The organism is Vibrio crassostreae, assembly GCF_041439375.1.
GTDB classification, from domain to species: domain Bacteria; phylum Pseudomonadota; class Gammaproteobacteria; order Enterobacterales; family Vibrionaceae; genus Vibrio; species Vibrio crassostreae_D.
Genome location: NZ_JBGONY010000056.1, coordinates 1 through 24,788 on the forward strand (window position 1 = coordinate 1; position 24,788 = coordinate 24,788).

At 41.9% G+C, this 24,788-nt stretch carries 22 protein-coding genes; 9 read left to right on the forward strand and 13 right to left on the reverse strand.

Annotation, left to right across the window (positions count from 1 at the left end):
• Positions 1 to 79: 79 nt before the first annotated feature.
• Complete coding sequence (locus ACED45_RS19060) at positions 80 to 868, reverse strand: MBL fold metallo-hydrolase (protein ID WP_371714753.1); 789 nt, start codon at positions 866 to 868, stop codon at positions 80 to 82.
• A 370-nt stretch (positions 869 to 1,238) separates the two neighbouring features.
• Here ACED45_RS19060 and ACED45_RS19065 point away from each other — a divergent pair, with 370 nt between their 5' ends.
• The 3 genes from ACED45_RS19065 (at position 1,239) to ACED45_RS19075 (ending at position 3,662) form a co-directional block, all read left to right on the forward strand.
• Positions 1,239 to 1,841 (forward strand): 2OG-Fe(II) oxygenase, encoded by a 603-nt coding sequence (locus tag ACED45_RS19065; protein WP_108020116.1) that lies wholly within the window; start codon positions 1,239 to 1,241, stop codon positions 1,839 to 1,841.
• A gap of 203 nt (positions 1,842 to 2,044) precedes the next feature.
• The gene (locus ACED45_RS19070) at positions 2,045 to 2,764 is read left to right on the forward strand and encodes a glycerophosphodiester phosphodiesterase family protein (RefSeq protein WP_371714754.1); all 720 of its coding nucleotides are present in this window, start codon (positions 2,045 to 2,047) and stop codon (positions 2,762 to 2,764) included.
• A 160-nt stretch (positions 2,765 to 2,924) separates the two neighbouring features.
• Positions 2,925 to 3,662, forward strand: coding sequence for a sulfite exporter TauE/SafE family protein (locus ACED45_RS19075; RefSeq protein WP_371714755.1), 738 nt, complete (start codon positions 2,925 to 2,927; stop codon positions 3,660 to 3,662).
• Positions 3,663 to 3,704: 42 nt separating this feature from the next.
• Here the strand turns inward: ACED45_RS19075 and ACED45_RS19080 are convergent, their stop codons facing one another.
• Together ACED45_RS19080 and ACED45_RS19085 are read right to left on the reverse strand one after the other, a co-directional pair.
• Positions 3,705 to 4,478, reverse strand: a complete 774-nt coding sequence (locus ACED45_RS19080) for a L,D-transpeptidase family protein (protein WP_371714756.1) — start codon at positions 4,476 to 4,478, stop codon at positions 3,705 to 3,707.
• A gap of 2 nt (positions 4,479 to 4,480) precedes the next feature.
• The gene (locus ACED45_RS19085; RefSeq protein WP_371714757.1) at positions 4,481 to 4,963 is read right to left on the reverse strand and encodes a GNAT family N-acetyltransferase; all 483 of its coding nucleotides are present in this window, start codon (positions 4,961 to 4,963) and stop codon (positions 4,481 to 4,483) included.
• A gap of 219 nt (positions 4,964 to 5,182) precedes the next feature.
• On the opposite strand from ACED45_RS19085, the gene ACED45_RS19090 reads away from it, so the two are divergent.
• The 3 genes from ACED45_RS19090 to grxB all read left to right on the forward strand — a co-directional run bounded on the left by ACED45_RS19090 (position 5,183) and on the right by grxB (position 7,466).
• The gene (locus tag ACED45_RS19090; RefSeq protein WP_371714758.1) at positions 5,183 to 6,163 is read left to right on the forward strand and encodes a Gfo/Idh/MocA family protein; all 981 of its coding nucleotides are present in this window, start codon (positions 5,183 to 5,185) and stop codon (positions 6,161 to 6,163) included.
• A gap of 163 nt (positions 6,164 to 6,326) precedes the next feature.
• The gene (locus ACED45_RS19095) at positions 6,327 to 6,488 is read left to right on the forward strand and encodes a hypothetical protein (protein WP_009846296.1); all 162 of its coding nucleotides are present in this window, start codon (positions 6,327 to 6,329) and stop codon (positions 6,486 to 6,488) included.
• Positions 6,489 to 6,833: 345 nt separating this feature from the next.
• On the forward strand, positions 6,834 to 7,466 hold the full coding sequence (gene grxB / locus ACED45_RS19100; protein ID WP_371714759.1) for a glutaredoxin 2: 633 nt from the start codon (positions 6,834 to 6,836) through the stop codon (positions 7,464 to 7,466).
• Between the two features lie 199 nt (positions 7,467 to 7,665).
• Here grxB and ACED45_RS19105 read toward each other — a convergent pair whose 3' ends face one another.
• Both ACED45_RS19105 and ppsR read right to left on the reverse strand, forming a co-directional pair.
• The gene (locus ACED45_RS19105) at positions 7,666 to 9,630 is read right to left on the reverse strand and encodes a CHASE3 domain-containing protein (protein WP_371714760.1); all 1,965 of its coding nucleotides are present in this window, start codon (positions 9,628 to 9,630) and stop codon (positions 7,666 to 7,668) included.
• Between the two features lie 268 nt (positions 9,631 to 9,898).
• Positions 9,899 to 10,732, reverse strand: a complete 834-nt coding sequence (ppsR, locus tag ACED45_RS19110; RefSeq protein WP_116870933.1) for a posphoenolpyruvate synthetase regulatory kinase/phosphorylase PpsR — start codon at positions 10,730 to 10,732, stop codon at positions 9,899 to 9,901.
• Positions 10,733 to 10,910: 178 nt separating this feature from the next.
• Here ppsR and ppsA point away from each other — a divergent pair, with 178 nt between their 5' ends.
• Positions 10,911 to 13,283 carry a phosphoenolpyruvate synthase gene (gene ppsA / locus ACED45_RS19115; RefSeq protein WP_371714761.1) on the forward strand — a complete coding sequence of 791 codons (2,373 nt, stop codon included), beginning with the start codon at positions 10,911 to 10,913 and terminating at the stop codon, positions 13,281 to 13,283.
• Between the two features lie 211 nt (positions 13,284 to 13,494).
• Entirely contained in the window at positions 13,495 to 14,829 is a 1,335-nt protein-coding gene (locus ACED45_RS19120; RefSeq protein ID WP_371714762.1) for an MATE family efflux transporter, read from the forward strand.
• Between the two features lie 97 nt (positions 14,830 to 14,926).
• Here the strand turns inward: ACED45_RS19120 and ACED45_RS19125 are convergent, their stop codons facing one another.
• A complete protein-coding gene (locus ACED45_RS19125) occupies positions 14,927 to 15,781 on the reverse strand; it encodes a glycerophosphodiester phosphodiesterase family protein (RefSeq protein ID WP_371714764.1) in 855 nt (284 codons plus the stop codon).
• Here ACED45_RS19125 and ACED45_RS19130 point away from each other — a divergent pair.
• Positions 15,681 to 17,264: a sulfatase-like hydrolase/transferase gene (locus ACED45_RS19130; RefSeq protein WP_371714765.1), complete on the forward strand. Its 1,584-nt coding sequence runs from the start codon at positions 15,681 to 15,683 to the stop codon at positions 17,262 to 17,264. The genes ACED45_RS19125 and ACED45_RS19130 overlap by 101 nt on opposite strands.
• A gap of 479 nt (positions 17,265 to 17,743) precedes the next feature.
• Here ACED45_RS19130 and ACED45_RS19135 read toward each other — a convergent pair whose 3' ends face one another.
• The 7 genes from ACED45_RS19135 to ACED45_RS19165 form a co-directional block, all read right to left on the reverse strand.
• The gene (locus ACED45_RS19135) at positions 17,744 to 18,892 is read right to left on the reverse strand and encodes a reverse transcriptase domain-containing protein (protein WP_371714766.1); all 1,149 of its coding nucleotides are present in this window, start codon (positions 18,890 to 18,892) and stop codon (positions 17,744 to 17,746) included.
• Positions 18,893 to 19,149: 257 nt separating this feature from the next.
• On the reverse strand, positions 19,150 to 20,322 hold the full coding sequence (locus ACED45_RS19140; RefSeq protein ID WP_371714767.1) for a phosphoribosyltransferase-like protein: 1,173 nt from the start codon (positions 20,320 to 20,322) through the stop codon (positions 19,150 to 19,152).
• Between the two features lie 24 nt (positions 20,323 to 20,346).
• Positions 20,347 to 22,236: a hypothetical protein gene (locus tag ACED45_RS19145; RefSeq protein WP_371714768.1), complete on the reverse strand. Its 1,890-nt coding sequence runs from the start codon at positions 22,234 to 22,236 to the stop codon at positions 20,347 to 20,349.
• Positions 22,236 to 22,748, reverse strand: a complete 513-nt coding sequence (locus tag ACED45_RS19150; RefSeq protein WP_371714769.1) for an ABC-three component system middle component 5 — start codon at positions 22,746 to 22,748, stop codon at positions 22,236 to 22,238. The genes ACED45_RS19145 and ACED45_RS19150 overlap by 1 nt, the downstream gene beginning before the upstream one ends.
• A complete protein-coding gene (locus ACED45_RS19155; RefSeq protein ID WP_371714770.1) occupies positions 22,742 to 23,287 on the reverse strand; it encodes an ABC-three component system protein in 546 nt (181 codons plus the stop codon). Before ACED45_RS19155 ends, ACED45_RS19150 begins: the two co-directional genes overlap by 7 nt.
• A 1-nt stretch (position 23,288) precedes the next feature.
• Entirely contained in the window at positions 23,289 to 23,615 is a 327-nt protein-coding gene (locus ACED45_RS19160) for a hypothetical protein (RefSeq protein ID WP_371714771.1), read from the reverse strand.
• 186 nt (positions 23,616 to 23,801) lie between these two features.
• A complete protein-coding gene (locus ACED45_RS19165; RefSeq protein WP_371714772.1) occupies positions 23,802 to 24,746 on the reverse strand; it encodes a hypothetical protein in 945 nt (314 codons plus the stop codon).
• Positions 24,747 to 24,788: the final 42 nt, after the last annotated feature.

Here is a 24,788-nt window from a genome sequence, read left to right on the forward strand (position 1 = left end):
ATAACTCTTTACCATGCTGTTCAAAAAACACTCACGAAAGATCAACACGCCCTAGTTTCTGCTTTTTACTTTGGCTTATCTATTTCTTGGATTTACCATGAGACTGCAAACCAAAACGCCAAATCGATAACAGCAGTTTCTTAGCTTTGATTTTGGTTACCCGCCAATGCGTCACAGGTCTTCTTGGGGCGCTCATCAATAAGTGTTCAAAGGCTGTCTCACTAAAATCGACTTGTCCTCCATGCGCCACTAGCAAAGTATCCAGCTGCATGTCATAGATACGAGATACTGACTCTCGGTACTTGTTAGGGTGAAAGATAGGGAAAGGCGGAATCAGCTTCTTTTTCACTTCCACCATTAGGTCTGCCACATAGGCAACGCTATGTGATGGGCAATAGACAGAAAGATCTCTGTCGGTATGACCCGGCGTTTCTAGAACCAACCAGTCATCAAACCCCGGAATACTATCCCCATCCGACAGCTTATAGTCCGGTTTCAACTTTCTTGAATACCACAAGTTCGCTTTGGGTCTTCCTAAACGGTTCGCCATCCATCTTGCTAAGGCTAGATCAGTCAAGTGCATCAAAATACCATCAATGCCGTGATACCAATCTTTGTCTCGGTTTGCTGCCACCAAATAACAATTAGTCAGTTTTCTGAGTGCATGCGCAGCGCCTGCATGGTCTGGGTGCATATGCGTCACCACCACCGTGTGTAGATCAGAAAAATCACGCATAAGCTCAGTTTCAATGAAAGTCTTCAAATGCGGGATGTCGGCTCGACATGCACCATCGAGCAACAGTAATTTGTCAGGATACTCCACCAAGTACATATCTTGGATGTAGCCTTTAATGGTATGCAGCTGCAAACCCACTCCTTGCGATAAATCAACTGGTCAGACCTACACCATAGCAAACTTACAGCCAATTGTGATCATTTTGTTAAAAGCAACAATCTCAAACAAGATAGAGAGCTCCAATCAAGATTTCTATTGGTATCCACAACGTTACTAAAATCCAATTCAACTCAGAACAATGGAAGCACATTCCAAAAATACTCATCTATTTCATCCGGTAGTTTTCACCATTATCGAATGCCGCATTGCCGTAAACCTTGCTCTATAAACCTTACGATTCAAGCTGCCAACACCATTTATCGTGACGACAAAACATGTGATTTGTTGCCCTGAGTTATTAGGACTATATATGCGCCTCTAATTTATTGTCTGAGTGCTATACATGAACCAACTAATCGATGCTCTTTCTACCCAAGGTTACTTTGTTTGGGATGACTTCTTAACGCATGAAGAAGTGGTAGCATTGAGGGATTGCATTCCAGAGAACTGGAAAAAGGCTAGGATTGGCCGTAACGATGAAGTAACACGAGAGTCGACCATTCGTAGTGACAAAATTCAGTGGGTACGCCGCGACATGGGCGAGCCAGCTTCTCTGTTCCTAGACAAGATGGAACAAATTCGTTTAGCGGCAAACCAAGCGTTCTTTTTGGGTCTGTTCGAGTACGAAGCGCACTTTGCTAAATACGAAAAAGGTGATTTCTACCAAAAGCACTTAGACTGCTTCAAAGGCAATGAGAACCGCCGTCTGACTACCGTGTTCTACATGAATGACGAGTGGACAGAAGAAGACGCAGGTGAGCTTGTGGTTTACGATCTGAAAGACAACCATATCGCGACCATTCCACCAAAGTCAGGTCGTCTATTTGTGTTCTTGTCTGAACAGTTCCCACACGAGGTACTGCCGACAAACACAGAGCGATTCAGTATCGCAGGTTGGTTCCGTATTAACGGCGTGAAAGACAACCAACTCGATATCGCACACTAAATATTGGTCTTTAACACCGGAACTTTAAAACCTCTCGATTGAGAGGTTTTTCATTAATGTGGACAACGAAAACAGTGCCACTAGAGCACACCTTCAATTTGCAGAGTAACCTCTAGACAAATCAATATAACGATTAATCTAGCGTAAAAGAGAAAAGTGATATTTAATAACTATTTACGATGCGCATTCAAGAAGGATTAATTATGTCGTCTATCATCGTAGGTCATCGGGGTGTAGCAGGTACTCACCCAGAAAATACCAAGGCAAGCATTGAACAAGCCGCTAAGCTCGGTTTGAAATGGATTGAAGTAGATATTCAGCCAACTCAGGATGATCAACTTGTGGTTTGTCACGACCACACACTTGAGCGCTGCAGCGATGGCAAAGGTCGTGTCGACGAACACACCCTTGCAGAACTGCGTCAGCTTGATTTTGGCAGTTGGAAGTCTGAGCAGTTCGCTGGTGAAAGAATATTGACGCTGGAAGAATTGCTCGCGCTTGTTGAGCAGCATGATCTCAGCGTCAACTTAGAAATTAAAGTCGACAGTCGACATCAAGCCCCTCATGTCGTTGATTTGCTACATACAGAGTTGATTCGTTCAAATCTAGACACCGACAGAGTGCTGCTTTCAAGTTTCAGCCATCAAGTGGTTTCTGAAATGGCTCGTCACCTGCCGAGATACCGCGTTGGTGTAATTACAGAGCAACTGACTCAAGCCGACTTGATGTTGATTGACGAAGTTAAAGCGTTCAGCTGCCACATGAACTACGAAAACGTGATTCAGAGCGATCTCGATACACTAGGTGAAGCAAAAATCCAAACATGGTGCTACACCGTAAACGATCCGTCTCACTTCAAATTCATCTCAAAAGTAGATGCCGTATTCACTGATTTCCCGAATCAATTCACCTCTATAAATTGACCAAGCGAATACTGTAAAAACAACCCCGAGAGGCTTTAAAACTAACTCTCGGGAAACCTCAAAATTAGGTAGCAAACACAAGTGAGTAGGAGTACATTCCGCTACTCACTTGGTTTCATTAGCTCGCTCCATTTAGACAGCTTCATTGGTTACTTAATTTATGGATCTCATTTTTAGTCCAACCTTCCCAATTTTGGGTGCAATCTTCATTTTCGCCGCTATTGTTCGTGGCTTCTCAGGTTTCGGTTTCACCTTAGTGGCATTGCCATTAAGTGCGTTATTCGCGCCTGTTATCGAACTGGTTCCCGTCTTCATGTTGATCGATCTCCTAGGCAATGTTCAATTACTGCCTAAAGTTCGAAAGCACGTTAACTGGCGCTGGGTTTTAAAGGTGTTTATCCCTTGTCTAGCCTTCACTCCGGTCGGCTTACTTCTGCTCAAGTCTGTTAGCCAAGATACAATAATTTTGATCATTAGTGCCTTCATTTTTGCGTCTGCACTTATGATCTACAAAGGGTTCCAGTACAAAAGTGAACCTAGATTTGCTCCCTATATTCTGGGCAGCCTTGCGGGTGTAATGAACGGCGCGGCTTCAATGTCAGGGCCTCCGATTGGCACGCATGCATTGGCAAGCCCAGTCGCACCCCACATTGCCAGAGCAGGCCTGATTGCGTTCTTTGTGTTGGCAGATTCCAGTGCGTTTGTATCGGCATCTATCGCGGGGTTAGTCGACCGTGATGTGGTCTGGCTTACTCTAGCACTCCTACCAAGTAGCATGTTTGGCGGCTATGTCGGTTCTAAACTGTTCGAGAGGTTTGGCGGAGCGAAGTTCAAACCAGTCACCATTGCCCTGCTCATCGTGATTGCGATATTCAGTGCAGGTCGAGTCTTGCTGTAACTGGCTCTAGCGGTGCTGTTCAGGAAAATTGGGTACCGATACCTACCATTCGATATGGATAGGGGTACCCATTTTTACAAGTTGGAGAAATTCATCCATATCTTGATTGGTTAATGCGATACAGCCATCCGTCCAATCAAAGCTTTGAATAAAACTAGGCGAACGACGCTCACCATTTTTGATACCGTGGATCTTGATGTTCCCCCCAGGATCAACATCATTTTGCTCTGCCCATTGCATATCTGAAGGTTGCGGATAGTTAATATGTACTGAGCGATAAAAGTCCGACTCTTCCATCACATAATCGAGCTGGTATGTCCCTTCCGGCGTTCGGTTGTCCCCTTCAAAGCGTTTATGCCCTTTCGGTTGTTTGCCTAGCGCAATACGAAACTCCTGAATCACCTTTTCGCCTTTAAGCAGATACATCCTACGTTTCGATTTATCGACTTTGACCAAGGTGACCACTTGCGACAACGAATCTATCTCAGGAGCGCTATCCGGTACGTTGTAAAACTGTCGTGAGGAGCTTTGAGGCGGGCGCTTCGATGAGCCTTGAGAAAGCTGAGCCACCTTTTCATCAGGGCTACTGTTAAGAACATCATCCACAATAATCACATGCTTGGAGTTTGAGCTCACTGAAGAGGTTGAACTAGAGGAAGAAGTCGAGACACGTTGAGAATGAGCCGGAGCAGACTCGAATACGATGGTTTCGATAGCGGTCGCGTCAGAGACTATTTTCTCGACCACGACCTGCTCAGCATTCGCGTTCGAAGCTATAAACAGTAAACACAGTGATAAAGGCAAAAACAGACGCACCTTTAGACCTCCTCAAAACGCATGGACATGGTTCGTGACTGAGTTTCCATTCCTAACGACTCATAGAAACCCTGAGCTTGTTGGTTAAACTCCATTACCTCCAACCTAAGTTCTATTGCCCCTCTCGCCTGCGCCCACTGATTAAACGACTTCATTAACGCTCGGCCAGCACCTTGGCTCTGAACCTGATCGTTCACCACAATCGTATTCACCCTTGCCACCTTGTGCGGCTGAATAAAACTGACGCCTTTGTTCTGCGTTACCTTACCTGCTAAAAAGCCGACGACTTGCTTGTCGTCTACTGCAACCAAGAAAGCGCCAAGTGGGTCAAGCATCAAACCTAACCAATACTCTTCACTGTCGGCCAAGCCTTGTGACACTGGCGCAAATACCATAGGCGCACCAAGATGATGTTGACGGTTTATCTGCTCAGAGAGCGCTAAGATCGCGTTAATATCAGTTACCTTGGCCGTCCGGATTTGCATATCATCACCTTGTTTGAATTCCATAATACCTTAGCAAAAATGGCTTAGTTGTGCACCGTTACACTGGTCAACTCAGACGCTCTGTGAAGGCTGATTATTAATATTAGGCACTATGTTTTGGGAAATTGTTCCGTAAATCTCAGGCACATTACCAGCCGTTGAGTGCTACTATCTCTGCAGAATCAATATACTAACGACGACTAACGACTGGATACCTATATGATTAAGTTTGCTGTAATTGGAACCAATTGGATTACACAAAAGTTTGTTCAAGCTGCGCACGAATCTCAATCGATGCAACTTGCTGCGGTTTACTCTCGAAATCTAGACAGCGCGGTACAGTTCGCTCAAGAATTTGACGTTGAAACAACTTATGATTCACTCGACGCATTGGCAAATGACAAAACTGTTGAAGCCGTGTACATCGCTTCACCAAACTCGCTGCATTGCGAGCAATCTATCTTCATGATGGAAAACGGCAAGCATGTCATCTGTGAGAAGCCTGTCGCATCGAATATTGATGAAGCAACCCGAATGTTTGAGGTTGCTCAGCAAAACGGTGTAGTGTTGTTTGAGGCGTATAAATCTCAATTCCTACCGAACTTTAAGCAAGTTCAACTTGGGTTAGAAAAGATTGGCAAGGTACATAAGGCACACATCAATTACTGCCAATATTCATCGCGCTACCAAAAATACCTAAACGGTGAGAACCCAAACACCTTCAATCCTGCTTTTTCTAACGGCTCATTAGTCGATATTGGCTTCTACTGTGTTGCCGCGACAGTCGCGCTATTTGGCAAACCCAAAAATGCACAGGCTTCTGCAAAGCTACTTGATTCCGGTGTGGATGCGCATGGTTGTGCGATCTTCCAGTATCCTGAGTTTGACGTGACGCTTGCTCACTCCAAAGTCAGCGACTCTTACGCACCAAGCGAGATCCAAGGCGAGCAAGGAGCAATCATCATCGATCACATCGCTGAATGTACTGATGTTAAGATCCGCTACCGTGATGGCAGCATTGAAAACCTCACTCAAGCACAAAGCGAGAACTCAATGAGTTATGAAGCACAAGGCTTTGTAAGCTGCATTGAGGGTGATAAAGAAACTCAAGTTCACGCCCAACAACGCGCTTTAACTGTTGCCAAGTTAATTACAGAGATGCGTCAGCAAGTCGGTGTCGTTTATCCAGCCGATAAATAACATCACTGCTAGGGTAACCAGCTGATTTTTAATAAATACCGATTTATGCATAACTAAATTTAATCTTTACGACAAACAACCGGATTAGTCGATTGGGGTACCATCTGTTTAAATCCGCGTTCGATATCTATCGTATTAATTTAATTTATTGAAGGTGTGTAAAGTGTTTTCAGTTGATGATCGCGTTGTAGCAACAAAAGGTGTTGAGCTAGGTGAAATGGTAGTAATTGGCCTAAGTGCTGGTGGCGGCTACGTTCACGTTACAACAGTAGAAGGCGCAATAATGACGCTTACTTACCCTGCAAAAGACCTTAAAAAAGCATAGTCTAACCGCTCCGCTCTTTTAGTAGTCACTCTGCTAAAGGTAACAAAATTGAGGCCTTGGCTGATTTCACTCTTCTGCATTAGAGTGAACAGCCAGGGCCTTTTTTATACCTACAATCCCTACCAGCCTCCCATTAGTTTACTCATTGCAGTAAAACTAGCTCCAACAGACAATTGAATGAATCAAAGACTATTTGCATCAAGTACTTGTTGTTTGTTAATGCCTACAGTTTATTGGTGCTTAACGTTTATTGAGACTTAGCGTCGATTGAAGCTTAGTATTTGCAAGACTTTCTGGTACATTAGCATCATCTTATATTTGTAATTACCTGAACTAAAGGAAGCTATGAAGCTTTATATTTACGACCACTGCCCTTTCTGCGCACGAGTAGCCTACATCGCTCAATCTCTAGGATTAAACATCGAACTTGTTTCTGTGGATTATGATGATGCCCAAACCCTTATCGATTTGATCGGCAAAAAGATGGTGCCTGTCTTACAAAAAGACGACGGTTCTATCATGGCTGAGAGCTTAGATATCATCGCGTACTTCTTGGATTTGAAATCAAGCGATGAGCAGCGTGTGCCATCAGAGCAAGTCACTGTATTCCAAGCTCGCGCATTCCCGCTAACTCAACAGATTGGACGCCCACGCTGGTGTAACCTCGACTTGGCTGAATATCGCTCTCCAGGAGCCAAAGAAGCTTGGCGTGCCAGTAAAGAAACTGAAGGTTTTAACTTTCAAGAGCTCTTAGAAAAGACACCTCAGTTCGTTCAACTGATTAACCCATTACTGAAAGATGCCGAGCTCTTACTGGATCTAGAGAATGGTGAGTCATCACAGCCTCTTATCGACCAAGCAGTGTATTTCTCGATGCTTCGTGGCTTCTACGCAGAGGCGACAATAGAGTGGCCACATGACTTGAACCGCTGGATGGAGAACAAAAGCAAAGTGCTCGATATCAGCTTACTGCGTTAGTCGTCTCAGCTAAAATGACATAGTAGCTTAGAGACTAAAGTACACGCTAGAAACAAGGCAGCCTCGATACAAACATGCATCAAGGCTGCTTTTTCCTTTCTGAAAGTGAGTGAAGTGAAGTCACCTCATATCATTGAGTAAATGCTGGATATTTCACTTCTTGTGCTGGTTTAAACACTCTAGCTCCTTCACGGTTTTCTCAGCTGACATTCTTCACTTTAAATTGACCAACAATGTTTTGAAGTTGTTCCGATAAGTTCACTAGTTCTTGGCTCGACTCTACCGTTTGTTCAGCACCCACAACGCTTTCTTTAGTAATACGGCTAACATTCACTACATTCTGATTAATCTGTTCTACCGTGACACTCTGCTCTTCTGAGGCACTGGCACTCTGCGTACTCATATCAGAGATACTATTAATGGAACGAGTAATAACATCAAAAGCTTGCCCTGATTTCTCAGCATTCTCTACACTCTTCTTGGCAATATCACTGCTTTTCTGCATGCTGTTCACTACATCTTTCGTCCCAAGCTGTAAGCGCTCAATTAAGCCTTGTATCTCAGAGGTCGAATCTTGTGTTCGTTGAGCAAGACTTCGCACTTCATCAGCGACAACAGCAAAGCCTTTTCCTTGCTCTCCCGCTCTCGCAGCCTCAATAGCTGCATTTAATGCAAGCAAGTTAGTTTGAGCGGCAATATCTAATATCACATCAAGAATACCGCCAATATTGGTGGCTTCACGGGAAAGATCTTCAAGACGATCCATCGTGCTTTCGATCTCAGACTCCAAAGAATTAATGCTCATCGTTGTCTCTTGTACTACGGTCAAACCTTGCATCGCTTCCTCACTCGCTTCACTTGCTGATTGAGCAGTATCAACAGCATTTCTTGCGACTTCTTGAACGGATATAGACATCTGGTTCATCGCAACAGCAACTTGATCTGTCATCAACATTTGCTCATTTGCACCGCTATTCGTAGTCACCGTAATATTGGTGAGCTGAGTTGATGAACTACTCAATCGTTCACTTGCAACCATCATGTTGCCAATGATTGTTTTTAAGCTTTCTGCGGTTGCTTTCAACGCGTTGGTTAACTCTCCAATTTCATTCTTCGCACCTTTTTCAATATTTACGGTGAGATCCCCTTTCGCTAGTTGCTTAGCGACACCGATAACGTAGTTTATCTGTGAGGTGATATTTCGAGAGATCAAAGCACCGAAACCGAAACAGAATACGACTGAAGATACACCACCAACAACGAGTACCATCAGAGCTAAATCGGAGGCTGAGCTTGCTGCCTCTTTTCTTTCAACCATGAGTACTTGCTCGACGTTAATGATTTCAGACACTTTATTACGCAAGCCATCCATATATTGCTTGCCCTGCTTTTTGGCAAGCTTAACGTAAAGTTCATCAATGGAACTAAATCGGTTGGATTCACGCACCAATGTAATCGCCCTCGATGCATAATCGTCAATCCATGATTGAATATCACGCGATAGTTGGCTATTCCCCATAGACGCTAGCTGCTTATCAACTTTCGATTTGCCTTGATGGTAAGGTTCTAAAAAAGCTTCTTCACGATTTAGCATAAATCCACGTAAACCTGTTTCCATGTTTACCATGTGATTAATAAGAGCCTCGCCATTTAGGTAACGCCCTGTAGCAATCTCAGCTCGCAGGTTATCCATTTTCTCTTTACCGACACCACTCGCGATCAATGCTTGGAGTTGGTTAACGTAAGCCTGTCCATCATGGATACTCTTACGTAAAACAATAACTTCTTGAGCATACTTCTGCCACTCCATAGCTGCTCGATTTACTTCATCAAATCGTTGTTGTTGAGCAGGATTGTCACTAGTGAGCATTTTTACTGTCGATAAGCTCTCTTCAAAAGCCTGCTTACCTGCATGGTAAGGTTCTAGATACTCTTCCTGGCCACCGATCGCATAACCTCGCAAGCCTGTCTCTTGGTCGACCATCGAATTAACTAAGCGATTGGATTGATCAATCACCTGGTAGGTATGCGTAACCATTGCATCGGTGCTATTCAACGTTTTAATCGAATTCCACACGACGACGCACAGCGTAACTAAAATGCTTACCGTGATGACATTACCGAAAAGTAACCTACTGCGAATAGTAAGCTCTGATATATTCATAAACTGTTTTCCCTAACCTGTTGATGAACTGACGTATGTATTTGTAATAATTATCGGTTATTTAGTTAACCGTTCTCTAAACAATAGTTACACATCCGGTAAATAGGCAAAGAAATAAGCTATTTTTTCATAAGTATTTTAGAGGAAAGAGCTAACAATGAGAGAGGGGAAGGTTGGATGTAGCAGATATAAATAACAGAAAAAGCGACTTCACTGCTCCTTATAACAGACGCAATGAAATCACAATTTAGGTATCGTCGATAACACGCTAAAGCAGCCGGCGTCTCAAGCCAGTTCGCTCTAAGATTCGCGTTGAAATCTCTTCAACCGATAACGATGAGGTATTGATGTACGGCACAGCCTCTCTGCGGAACATCGCCTCTACGGTTTGTAGCTCATACAAACATTGCGAATCACTCGCGTATTCACTGCCCGCTAAACGGTTCTCACGAATCTCAGTCAGCCTTTCTGCGTCAATCGTTAAACCAAACAACTTGTGTCGGTATATCTCAAACTCAGGCAGCAGCTTCAAGCGCGCTAAATCATCATGGATGAATGGATAGTTCGCTACACGCAGACCAAACTGCATCGCCATGTACAAGCTTGTTGGTGTCTTACCACTTCGAGATACTCCCAGCAAGATGATGTCGGCTTCTTCCAGCCCTTTAAGCGTGATGCCATCATCGTGTGCGAGTGTGTATTCAATCGCAGCAATACGGTCGAAGTACTTCACCGAATCTTTGTTCACACTGCGTGAACGTTGCAGTTTAGGCACAGGTGCCATCTGAATATCATCCTGAACCTTCTGAACGATACTTTCCAACACGTCATAACAGTGCGCTGGCGCTTCAAGCAGCTTAGCCTTGATATCTGGAATCACGATTGAAAAGAACACCAATGGTTCGACTCCATTATCGCGATACGAAATTTCAATCTCTTTTAATAAATCAGAAAGTTTGTCCTCACTTTCCACAAACGGAAAGGTTTTTTCATTGGCTTTGAAAGGGAATTGACCTAGAACAACATGCCCTAAAGTCTCACATGTTATGGCCGTTCCATCAGAAACATAGAATACATCACGACTTTGAATATCAATTTGCATTTTTTATTTAATGTTTAAAATTATTTTGAGTAGGATGGGAACCATAATATATATAACGAAACCCTGCTGACTATTACGTCCCCCACAGCTTTTAAAAATAATTTACATTTTTTTAAACTGATACGTAATCGTTTGCCTTTAAATCCCTACAATGCTTGCTATGTTTCTGGAGAAATAAATGCAAAATAATACCCTATGGTTCAACGGCCTATCCATGGAAGATGTCGACAAAGTCGGCGGTAAGAACGCCTCACTGGGCGAGATGGTTTCTAACCTATCCAATGCTGGTGTTTCTGTACCTAATGGTTTTGCTACCACTTCGTATGCGTTTAACGACTTTCTTGATTACAAAGGTCTAGATGAGCGCATCCACCAACTACTTGATGAACTTGATGTTGAAGACGTTGACGCACTGCGTAAGACAGGTGCAACGATTCGACAGTGGGTTCTAGACGCCCCCTTCCCAGAATCACTAGAGCAAGACATCCGTGATAACTACCGCGAGCTAATCGAAGACAACGAAGAATTGTCTGTAGCTGTGCGTTCATCTGCAACTGCAGAAGACCTTCCGGACGCATCTTTCGCAGGCCAGCAAGAGACCTTCCTTAACGTGAAAGGCATCGACGCTGTACTAGAAGCAACCAAGCACGTTTACGCTTCTCTGTTTAACGACCGCGCTATCTCTTACCGTGTACACCAAGGCTTTGACCACCGTGGCATTTCATTGTCTGCGGGCATTCAACGCATGGTTCGCTCAGACAAAGCCTCTTCAGGTGTCATGTTCACACTTGATACAGAGTCAGGCTTCGACCAAGTCGTGTTCATCACTTCTTCTTGGGGTCTCGGCGAAATGGTTGTACAAGGCGCTGTGAACCCAGATGAGTTCTACGTGCACAAGCCAATGTTAGAAGCGGGTCACTACCCAATCGTTAAGAAGACGTTTGGTTCTAAGCTGATCAAGATGATCTACTCAACCAACCAAGAGATTGGCAAGCAAGTTGATATCATCGACACCGATACTCAAGAGCGTAACGAGTTCTCGCTGAACGATGAAGAGATCAAAGAACTAGCAAAACAAGCGATGATCATCGAGAAGCACTACCAACGTCCGATGGACATTGAGTGGGCAAAAGATGGTATCGACGGCAAGCTATACATTGTTCAAGCTCGCCCAGAGACTGTATGTTCTCAAAGCGACCAAAACGTTATCGAGCGTTACGAGCTAAACAACAAGGCTGATGTCTTAGTTGAAGGCCGTGCTATCGGTCAACGTATCGGTTCTGGCCCTGTTCGTTTGGTTGACTCACTAGACCAAATGTCACTGGTTCAAGAAGGCGATGTTCTGGTAACAGACATGACAGACCCAGATTGGGAACCTGTTATGAAGAAAGCCTCTGCGATTGTTACCAACCGTGGCGGTCGTACTTGTCACGCAGCAATCATCGCTCGTGAACTAGGTATTCCAGCAATCGTTGGCTGTGGTACAGCGACAAGTAACCTAAACGACGGTGACACCGTGACAGTGTCATGTTCTGAAGGTGAAACTGGCTACGTTTACCAAGGCGAGCTCGACTTCGAAATCAAACGTTCTGAAGTTGATGAGCTACCAATGCTGCCAACCAAAGTAATGATGAACGTGGGTAACCCAGATCGCGCCTTCGACTTCGCACAGATTCCAAACGAAGGTGTTGGCCTTGCTCGTTTAGAGTTCATCATCAACAAAATGATCGGTATTCACCCGAAAGCCCTATTGAACTTCGATGAACAAACTGACGAGCTAAAAGCAGAAATCAGCGAACGTATTCGCGGCTACAAAGATCCAATCGATTTCTACGTAAGCAAACTAACAGAAGGCATCGCGACTATCGCATCTGCATTCTGGCCTAAGCGTGTGATCGTGCGTATGTCTGACTTTAAGTCGAACGAGTACAGTAACCTAGTCGGAGGTAAAACGTTTGAACCACATGAAGAGAATCCAATGTTGGGCTTCCGTGGCGCATCTCGTTACATCTCGCCAGTATTCGAAGACTGTTTCGAGCTAGAGACTCAAGCGATAAAACGTGCTCGCAACGAAATGGGTCTTAAGAACGTTGAAATCATGATCCCATTCGTTCGTACTCCAAGCGAAGCGGCATCGGTTATCGATATTTTGGCTAAGTTCGACCTTCGCCGTGGTGACCAAGGCCTGAAAGTCATCATGATGTGTGAGCTACCATCGAATGCAATTCTGGCTGAAGAGTTCTTGAAGTACTTCGATGGCTTCTCTATTGGTTCGAACGACATGACACAGCTGACACTTGGCCTAGATCGAGATTCAGGTGACGTTGCGCACTTATTCGACGAGCGTAATCCAGCAGTTAAAGCGATGCTGAAAATGGCAATCGATGCAGCAGCTAAAGCAGGTAAGTACGTGGGTATTTGTGGTCAAGGCCCATCTGACCACGACGACCTAGCTGAGTGGTTAATGGAGCAAGGCATCAGCTCTGTTTCGTTGAATCCAGATACGGTTATCGACACGTGGTTGAAGCTTGGTAACGTTGCGAACAAGTAACGCTTAGCGCCAACAAGTAAATACAACGAAAAGTAGACACTACAAAGCCAGTCATTGCGACTGGCTTTTTTGTTCACCGAAAGCCAACAAAGATAACCTGCCTATCATAACAAACATTGGTATCGCGCTGACCTTACGTTATCCTTTACACAATTCTTCACAGCTCGACGTTTACCGCTGTGAGTCTATCTTAAAGACCAAAAAGATTAATATGAATTCTACTACCGCAACTCCCACGCCTTCACTTGGCCGACAACTCTATACCATGACATGGCCAATGCTGTTTGGGGTACTTTCCCTAATGAGCTTCCAGCTTGTAGATAGCGCCTTTATAGGTCAGCTAGGCGTGCTACCGCTGGCTGTTCAAGGCTTCACGCTTCCAATACAGATGATCATCATTGGTATTCAAGTCGGGTTAGGCATTGCGACTACAGCCGTAATTGCTCGTGCAATTGGTGCTAACGAAATACGCTACGCCAAGCAGCTAGGTGGATTGGTGGTTGCGATGGGCAGCGTGAGTGTCGCGCTTTTCTCCGTCATCATCTATCTATTACGTGGGCCAATTTTACAGTTGTTGGATGCGCCACCGACGGTATTACCGATCATTAATTCTTACTGGATCTATTGGCTAGTCAGTTCTTGGACAGGTGCACTGCTCTACTTTTACTACAGTGTGTGTCGTGCCAACGGTAATACTATGCTGCCCGGTTCGATGATGATCGCAACCAGTATCATCAACTTGATATTGGATCCAATCTTCATCTTTACTCTCGACATGGGCATCAATGGTGCAGCTATCGCGACCATCTTAGCTTTTGGTGCGGGCATCTTTATCGTGGCGCCCAAAGTAACCAAGAAACATTGGATGACGTTCGACTGGCACGATCTTGATATCGGCAAGAGTGTTCGCTCAATTGGCAACATCATGGGGCCTGCAATGGTAAGTCAATTGCTTCCACCTGTATCCTCTATGTTGGCGACTAAACTGCTGGCAGGCTACGGTACGGCTGCCGTTGCAGCTTGGGCTCTGGGTTCTCGTTTTGAATTCTTCTCGCTTGTTGCGGTGCTTGCCTTGACCATGTCGATGCCACCTATGATTGGCCGCATGTTAGGGGAAAAGAACCTTGGGAACATACGTAGTCTTGTGAAGATTGCCGTTACCTTCGTGTTAGGTTTCCAATTGGTGATCGCACTGGTGACCTGGTTGTTCTCTGGCGGGTTGGCGAATCTCATGACTAGTGACAACGAAGTCTCAACGATTTTAAACTACCACCTACTGATCGTGCCTATTAGCTTAGGGCCTTTGGGTACCTGTATGCTGATGGTTTCTATCTCGAACGCTTTGGGCAAGTCTTACACCGCCTTGACGATATCTGCATTGCGTCTGTTCGCTTTCTTCTTACCTTGCTTGTGGGTTGGTTCGCAGCTCGCTGGCATTGAAGGCCTATTCTGGGGAGCTATGGTAGGTAATATACTTGCAGGCACCTGTGCATGGTTTATGTACCAGCGAGCTCTTGGGCAAGTCGAAGCTAAGCTAACCAAATAAGCGGTTAGAGAGCTAATCAATCGAAAAACCTTTCAATAATATTGAGTAACACACCAAAGCAGAGCGATTACGCTCTGCTTTTGGATGGACGAAAACCTTAACGTTCATCTGATGGAAGAACAAAGTCGACATATAACGCAAAATTTTCGATTCCAGAAGCTTTAATACCATCCAAGTCTAAATCATTTGTCGAATAAATCATGGCAGAAACCCCCATGTTGCTTAGTTCTATCGCCTTCTGATACTCACTCCCAAGCGAGCCAAGATTATCACCCCGATACGTCACAGCCTTAATTTTATTTAAATCAATCCACTCAAGAATCAACGGTGTATTTAGATCTATATTTAATGCAACATTATTAAAACCTAACTCTATTGCTTCATTATATTTATCTGTACTGAATACTTCGATAATAGATTTATCTTTATCTATTATATACTTTGAAAGCAAGGCAAGGTTTTTTATTTTATCCGTAACTAATACCACATCATTTTCACCTAGAATATCAATAGCTGTCGATATATTTAATGTTTTATATTTATCATGTATTATCTTTGATTCAAATTCTTTAGAACTAATAGACCCAGTATTATTAGAATTTGTCATTACGTGAAAAGTATTCCAATCATGAACAGCAACAATCCTTCCATCCGATGAGATAAGTAGATCTAACTCTATCATCTTGAATCCATGTTCAATTGATTGCTCCATCGCTTCTAACGAGTTTGTATATTTTAATCCGTTGATTCCCCCACCGGCATGTGCAATCAAACCACCAGAATTACCAATAATATTAGGGATGTTATTATGTTCATTTGGGTATGCCTTTACATTGCCTCTCCATACATCAATGACTACACTCATCGAAGGGCCGATAACAAAAGCTACCCAAAAACATATGAGAACTAGACAAAATATTGATATTAAGACTCTGATTCCTTTAAGTATCATGACATTTTACCTGTTGAGAACTGGGGTTGATGATAATGTGTGGTTTACCCTATCAATATTGAGTTTAAACATATTATTTATAGCAACTATAATAGCATTTGTCGGTAATAGATTTGTATTTCTTCTTCTCACGGTAATAATGACTTTTGATTTCTACTTAAGATTAAATTCTCTAAGCTTAGACTTAGGTGTCTTAGGTTCGGTTTTAGAGTCTAATCGAGGTGAGGTACTTGAACATATACAAAGCATTAGCGTCATAACATATGTAAAGGTTATTATATTTTCCATTCTACTTTTTTTATCATTTCACATTACCTTAGGAAAGGTTGGTAAGTCATTTTCATTAATTATGTTGATATTATTTTCCAGCATATTAATTACAAAATTTTATAGCTTACATGATAATAAAAAGACGACATACATCAATGAAGAATACTTAAAAACAATCCATCATGAAGTGTGGTTTAGTTTTTTAGGGTTAATTACCGTTATTAAACCTATTTCTTTATATTATGAGCTGTCTCTTCTCGAAGGGGGAAAATCCGTAATCTCTTCAAAATGGGAGAATGTTCATACAAACAAAGTATTAAAAGATATTTACATAGTAAATATTGGTGAATCTGTGATCAAAAACCACTACCCATCGTATAACGAAAAAAATGGAAATATAAAAGGAGCGTCCATATTTAATGGTGTTATTTCCCCATCCGTTGTTACATATTTCTCAGTCCCTCGAATATTATCAAAGAGCCTAGATGTAAACAGGCATGATAAAAACTTAAATGTGATAGATCTTGCTAATGATGCTGGAATGAAAACTTATTGGATATCAAATCAAGCAAAGATCGGGCAATACGAGACACAGGTATCCGCAATCGCTAGTAGAGCACATTACCAATTTTATAAGAATACGTCTTATGATAAAGCTGAACCCGATAACATTCTCCTACCAGAAGTGATCAAAGCAATTCGTGAAGAGACTAAAAGGCCAAAAGTGATTTTCATCCACACTATGGGGTCTCATTATGATTTTTGTAAGAGATTTGATGAAGAAATTTCACTAAAACCCTCAGATAACAAGTACCTCATATGCTATTCAAAATCAGTGGCTTATGGCGTAGCTTTTATAGAAAGGCTTAGAGACTTACTCACGATCCATGATAAAACATATAAAATCATTTATTTTTCTGACCATGGCCTAACGTCTGTAAACGTTCCACCGTATCTAATTCACGGTACTGGCTCACATTTTACAAGGCAGGCAGTAGAAGTACCTTTCATAGCAATGAGTAATGACCCACAAGAAACGAAAATACATTCGGTCAAATACAATCTGAGAGACTTTTCAGACACATTTGCGCAATGGGTAGGAATATCTTCAGAACAGACAGAGCAACATAAAAGTATCTTCAATACCAAGTACATAGGAAAGGAGTACGACTCAGTGCTAACAAGTGAGTTTAAGATAAGAAAAATCGACTAAGCGAGTAGCTCTGTTACTAAAAAATCATGAATCATCAAAGGTTACGTAGTAAATATCGGCTTCCTAACATTAATCTGACTCTTATTTCGCTCTGTGTAAGCTGATATCAGTTAAATGTCACTTATATAAGAATTCATTGACCTTGTTGGCAACCAACCTAATAAGATGATTTAGGATCTCTTATAGTATCGGTGAGTGAATAACTGAAAGTTCACTATTTGACTGAATATATAAAGGTTTGAAACGTTAAAACGAAAAAAAGCCCGCTGATTTCTCAGCGGGCTTTTCAATGGTGGTGGAGGGATAGGGATTTGAACGCTATACCCACAAGATTAAAATGCTTATTTTACAATAGCTTAAAGTCTAACTTCAAAAGTCGAATTTGCCTTATGTCTAGTACAGATTGAATCAAAAAAAATACGAAAAATCAACTATATTTAGGTGGCTACGAAACTAGAAGGCGCCAGGTTGTAACGGACTTAGGTGTAGGATAGTCCTGAGCTGCGAAGACTGTCTTGAAGCTCTTGATACTTTGTGTGTCCAAAATCTGGCTCAACTGTTTTTGCATAATTTATCAAGCCAAATACGTGGTCGATCATACCAAAAACACTATCGAAACCGCGATGGATAGCATGCTTATCAACTCCAAACTTTACGATTCCATATATATGAGAATTTATTTTTTGCCTGTATTGCTTGGTTAACCTTACCTGCTTGTCATTTACACTTAGCCCCAGAATTACCTTATTTGAACCAGGGGGAATCACCTTTATCTTAGATTTTTTAAGATTATAACCATAAGACTTCACGTGGCCTAGAACACTGCCAATTACTTGACTTGCTTGTTGCCTATCAAAGTTATTCTGGCTAAAGGATATAAATAAGTCATCAGCGTAACGCGTATAGATGCCACCACGTTTTTGAGCATAACTGCTTAGTTTCTCATCCAGATCAGCTAGAACTAAGTTCGAGAGCATAGGGCTAGTTGGAGCTCCTTGGGGGACACGTCCAAAATGACGAATGTGTTTCTTCTGAAACGGCATTTCGTCAGAGTTTTTGTTGAATTGAACCCAATTTTTTTTGTTCTGGAGTACTGATATAGGTTGGTAGGTACAAATTCGAGCTAATCCAAAAGCAATAAGTGGCTTATATCCGATTTTCCGAAAAACCTTGTAGACTTCAACTTCGTTAATTGTGTCAAAAAAATTCTCTATATCTAACTTAATCAACCATTTAGAGCTACAATGTTTTTCTGCACACTGAACTATGGAGCTATTCTTGTGGTAAGAGTAACAACTAGAATGTACTGGTAATCGATTCAGAATTTCGCAATTTATCCAACGTTGTAAACCTTTCAGTTCATCGCTCGGAATTTGCAAGTATCTACTTCCTCCTGACCGCTTTGGTATGGCGTATGAGGTATAGCTTGCATTGTGTCTGTTTACCACAGACCTTAAATAGGACTCTGGGAATTTGGTTAGGTGAGCGAAATGAAGAAAGCTGTGTATGTAGGGAATTCCTAAAAATTCTAACTTATGTGCTTGTGCCATAAGAGAATACAGCGCTTGTTGGGAGCGGCCCTTTTCTAACCCTTTTCTTAAGTAAGGGTGAGTCGAGACAATAGTCAAAATGCTACCTTTATCGAGCTGTGCCTAATCTCTTCATCTTGCGATCTAAGACTCACGCCGTGAGTAAGATGAAGAGATAAGTACGCATGAAAGCGATACATGTTCCATTGTGAAAGTTAACAACAAACACAAGGCATGTGGCGGTTAAGTTCAATATGCCAAGCTTCACTAAAACGAAGCCTAGATCCCCTCTAGTTGAGGAGGTTAGCTGTAAACCAGCTAACTAACACTAGCATTGAGACATAAAGTCTCGCTCGCTAATGAGGATAATAAAATTCTTCATTTTTTTCAATGGTATAATTTTTCCCAGCAGGCCTGGATAGTTCACACAGACCTTGGTTAGTTATACTAATGACTGCTCTGTTCTGGGTTAGAAACCCCATTCTTTCACACAAATCCAAAAGTGTTTGTATATATGCGGAAGTCCTATTCATAAGGTGAGCTACATCCTCACGCTTATCTGCACCATTTTGCAAGCATTCAAGCAGATGTAATATGTCTACTCTTGATGATGGCTTTCTTTTTATTGCTACCAAATCTTGTTTGAATTGTTCGGGAATTGTTCGATTAGGGAACATCGCAGCCCACTGGGAAAGGTGTAGAGATGGGGCATTGTTTGGACGAAATTTTTTATACACAGGACGATATAAGATCGATGGAAGGTTATTAGGTGCCGAGTGCGTAAAAACGACACGAACAGCGCTTTCTTTGTAACCTAGTGGGTATTGTGTATTCTTGTCTGCATACGACTTGCACAAGGACTCTAGTGCTTTACTATCTGAAAGATCACCTATAGATGGTGCTCTATGCATTACATGTAAAAACACATTTTTCCGCCGCTTGATTGCTCTAGATACAATGCGCTTACCTTCATCTGTGGCCATAAAACTAACAATATGAACCTTGATGTAACCATATGAAACCCAACTATTAATTGTTTTGTTGCGAAACAATGCATCAATATATGATACGACTCTATCGCCAGAGCCAATAAGGTCATCAACTAAGAACAGATTTTTAAACTTATGTTGCTTCATGAAAGATAGTGATGGGGCTAACTCTTTATCCTCACCATTAACTTGAACCTTTTCTAGCATAAATTGCCGCTTTCGGGCTCGAGTAAACTCTGTGTATAAATTACTGATGAATGCTTCACTCCCTAAACTCTCAGTTGCAGATTGCAAAACTGGGGAAACAGTAGGGTTTTGAGTGTCGTAAATAGATTCTTGACCTGTACACTCTCTAATTGGAAGCAACGCCGATTTTTGTGAGCGATCCCTTGCAATATCTTCTATCAAAACTCTTAGATCACTACGCATATCTTCAGAAGAAACTATATGCAAGCCGTCTAGAAGTTGTGCCGCAATACTGCGGTGTTCAGGAAGAAATTGTGAGAGCCAATGTTGGCTTGATTGCACTTTAGATAACATATTAATAAACAATACCGTATCGTCTTAAAGCTCTAATGTATGGCACCCTTTAGGATAAAATGGCCCTACACACATTGTCGTTCCTTCATGCTCGTCTGCTATCATTGATGTTGTATATATCAACTGAAATTCATTCTCTATAGAACCACACACGTTAACCATATGACGCTGGAAGTTTTGACTGCGCTCTTCGCGCATTCCTTTGTCTTCTATATTATCCATAAGGATTAGGTTAGGAAGTCGAGCATAGGTGTCATCAGCAGCATGAGAAAATATTGAAAAGCGTATGCTGTTTTTCATTACAACCATTGAGCTTGCCGAAAACTTGCTTCTTCCATTTACAAACATTTTGTCTTTAGCAAAATCGAATATGATGTCCTCTGGCTCTTCGAACGCTATCTCATAACCACCATCTAGCATCAGTAGGTCTTTGGCTTTCGATTCAATAGAATCATAGACTGATACATACCTGTTCTCTTGAAGAACGGTAATTTTCTCAAGCTGAGCTTGAATATCTGTTATGCGTTTTTGTGCTTTTACTTTATTCGTTTGTAAGACGTCAACCTTTGATACTTGCTCTTTCTTATCTTCTAGTGAAATGATCTGGCTCTGACAAAATCCGATTTCTGTAGATAGATTTTGTAAGATGGCATCTTTGTCATCATTAGATACATTGATCGCGTTTAGTTCGGCCTTTGAAGCTGAAAGCTTTTGTTTTACATATGGAATTTTCGATTCAATTAGAGCTATATCAGCTTGAAAACTATTGATGAGCTTTTGGCTTTCTTTGATTTGAAAGTTCAACTCGTTGAATAGCTGAGAGTACGCAAAATCTTTATCATTATGTTGTTTTGATGACTTACAAAGGCAACATGAGTCGTCTTCACTAACTGCCAAGGGTTCAAGGCATGATGGACAATATTTGAATGTAATTGAGCCTAGGCTGCTGTAGGTAACCTGAGATTGCGCTAGAGAATCTTTTCTATACTCGAGAGACTTCAAAAAAGCAGAAGTTTCACGTAGCTCTGCTGCTATAGCATCACGATTAGAGTTCAGTGTCGTTAACTCTTGGGCAAGATCGTCAATGTCTTTAACCAATGATTTAATTTTGAGTGCAACATCGTCAGAAACTTGCTCTGTTGGTGTACTTTTGACTTGTTGCCGCTTCTTCTCTAGGTCAGTTATGTCTGCTTTTACTTTATTGATTTCGGAATGCAGAGATTTAAGGTTAACCAAAGTCTCATCATGACCGAACATGCGATATATCGCATTTAACTCTGCGTTGACCTTCTCGAATGTCCTGTTTGCTTCTATTAAATCTTGCCTTAAGTTATATGCCTCAAGAGTATCGATCCCAAGCAAGTATTCGCCAATAGCTCTGCGGGTTGTGATGTTATCAAACTTTGTCTCTTCTTTGAGGAGCTTATTCGTTGCTGAAAGCTGATCAACGTACATCACTCTAAGAATCTGATGCATAGTTAAGTTCTTACTATCATCAGTCTGATGACGAGGTAGATTCAATAACTCGAATAGGTGCTGAGAAAAACTATGCGTATCTTGGTTGCGACGCATAGGAAATTTGTTCCATCCCTCTTCAGTCGCAAGGGCATGTGTCATATCGCCATCAAAGAATAGTGCTCGCTCTTGCCCTGTTGGTGTAATGTTGCGCTTAATTGTTGCAATATGGCCGTTAATGCTTAGTTCAGCCATGACATAGTCGCATTTGAGCTGTTCTCTTGTCCAATCGGTAATTTCTGCACCCAGAGCGTAACTAATCAAGTCCATGATTGTAGACTTGCCCGTACCGTTTTCGCCCCTGATAATGTTTACTCCAGTATGAAAGTTTTCATCGTAGACAAACTTACCCAGCGCATAGACCGCAAAGCGGTTGATAAATAGTTTAGAGCGGCTCATTATTTCTCCAGATCATAACGGTATTCCATTAAGCCAGTTCTGGCCTTAAGTCCCGTTTTTCCACCAAATTTAACGTTAGGCAAATCATCAATTAGAGCACGAAACCAATCTTCTTGAGCGAGTGTTGAATTGATGAGTTCTTCTTCAAGTGGAGGCGGTAATGATAGTTCGGTTCGTTTGATAAAGCCTTTATCAAAATATTCTTTATCCAAAATGTTTTTTGCCAATAAGTTCTGGATGGCTATTGTTTGCAAATTCTCAAGTTCAAATAAAATTCGGCGAGTATTCTTAAGCGCTTCAAAAGGTTCGGAAACATCATTAAACTTACTTCTGTGTTTATCTAGGGGTTTCGGCAGCGGTTTGATTAGAGAAACTAAGTAAGGAAAAAGAGTATAGAAATCGATTAATCGATAAGTTTCGAGTTTGATCTCTTGATGTGTCGTGTTTTCCATTATCGAAAGTAAACGATATACACAATGATTGATATCTTGTGCAGGATGATAAATCAGCATGATGGCTCCCACACTAAATGGCATTTACCTGTAAGAAAGTACAGCATGCCACTAACCAACTCTGAGGTAGCTAAAGTGTCATAGCGAACGACTGCTTTATGGACTGGTTCTATGAGGTCATCAAATATAGCTTTATCTATGGTGTTGTTAGAAGTTCCAAGGTCAATTAATGGCTTGATCTTCGAATGCCAAATACAGCTAATTGTAGATAGAAGTTGAACGTATACGTGCTGCTCTGCCAGCGACATCTGGTTTTTCGCTAGTTTTCTCTCAAATCTATTTTTGAGTAAGACAGCTCTATCTGTGAGCTCTTGGCGGTCGCCATTTGATAGCTTAGCTTCTAAACCTATAATCTCTCTATTAGGGTGATCCGTGATGTAGTCTGCTAAGTTTTCGATGATTTCCACTGCCTCGCTTTGACTTCCTAGAGTTCGTTTGATTTGCTCAACTGCTTGTTCAAGAGAACTCAGTGGAGTAAAGATGTTATCTCCATTGTGAGCTGATTCATCGTTATAAGTGACAGAAACGTGTTGGTTCATGCTAGAAGTGGTTATCGCCGTTGTGGGTTGAGTTACCGTTGTATGTTACTGAAATGTCTTTTTTCAAGGGCTCTGATTGCGATTTGGAAGTTTCAGAAACGTTTCCATTGGTATCACTATCGCTTTGGCGTCGAGGCTTGAATAAAGCCACCAAAGTGAATATGGCGAAAATAGATATTAACGCGACGATAATGTAGAAAACTCTTTCTGAGCCAAGTAAATCTACGATTTTTTCGCTAAACACGTGGCCCATAAGTAAACTAAATAGAAAAGCGAATACACCCACAGAACCAGTAATTGCAATTACTTTTACCCAAGAATTGTTCAAAATAACCTCTAAAATTTCCTCTCACAGACACCTTAACAAACTGCACTTAGCCGCTTTTGTTGCAGTGGTTATTGGTGCATATTATGCTTAAACTATAGTTTTTACTATCTTTTCCTTACAGAGTATTGCTCTGAGTCAACAATAACTTAACTGGAGTAGTTCCTTAGCCAAGAGCCCTGCTGAACGTCACTTCTTGTTCTTACTGCCTACAGGTTGTGAAGCAACCACATCTTCACATTGGCTCATCGATTCTTCATGTAAATGTAGACTTGTCATGGCCTGACTATTCTTTTCGCTCATTCTTTCTAGCCGCACCTCTGACTTGTGTAACGCATCCTGAGATACAGTTAGCTTAGCTTTAGTTTCTGCAAGATGTTCTTTCGTTTCCTCATATCCAGCAGTTAACTCATCAACGCGTGATTGAAGGCTTTCGTTTTCGTTTATCGCGAACTCCAGTTTCACTGTTACAGCTGTATGATCGTTTTGTAGTGCTGAAAGCTGTCCATTCAGGTCTTGATGTGTACCTTGAAGTGTTTCGTATTTCTCTGCCGCTGCACTCAAGTTATTCGTAAGATGAAGGTTGTGCTGTAGTAGCTCAGAATTATTTTGTTTTGACTCAGCCAAATCACACTCTAGTTCTTCAATCTTGTCTTCAAGATGTTCTTTCTCTTCAACTTGCTTTTGTAGACGTTGTTCGACATCAGACAACTCTGCTTCAGCTTGCTCTTTTGCTTGATACGTCAGATTGTACTTTGCGTCGAGATCTCTGACACGAATCGCCATTATGGTTTCATAGTGCTCATGCGCTTTGTTATTTAGCATTGTCGTCATCTCACGAAATGTTTTGCAAAGCTCTTCTTCCCGTTTAGCTAAGAGGTCTTGTAGTTCAGCAGGAAGGTCATATGACAAAAAAACACTAGCATCTTCAGGCTCTTTTGAACTTAGGGAAGAAACTTCAGCAGAAATATGCCCAACTTTTATGAGGCGATCTAAGTCCGATTGAATCGCGGAAATTTTTCCTCGGCCTAATGCTTCTTTTATGCTCCAACCCGAAGGCTTTTTTCCTTTGCTAATCAGCTGAGTAGCAATGTTGATGACATCGTCATCTGTATATGATTTCGGTCTAGCCATTTTTCACCTGTTTTTTTAGTTATCATTTTTAGGTTTGTTAGT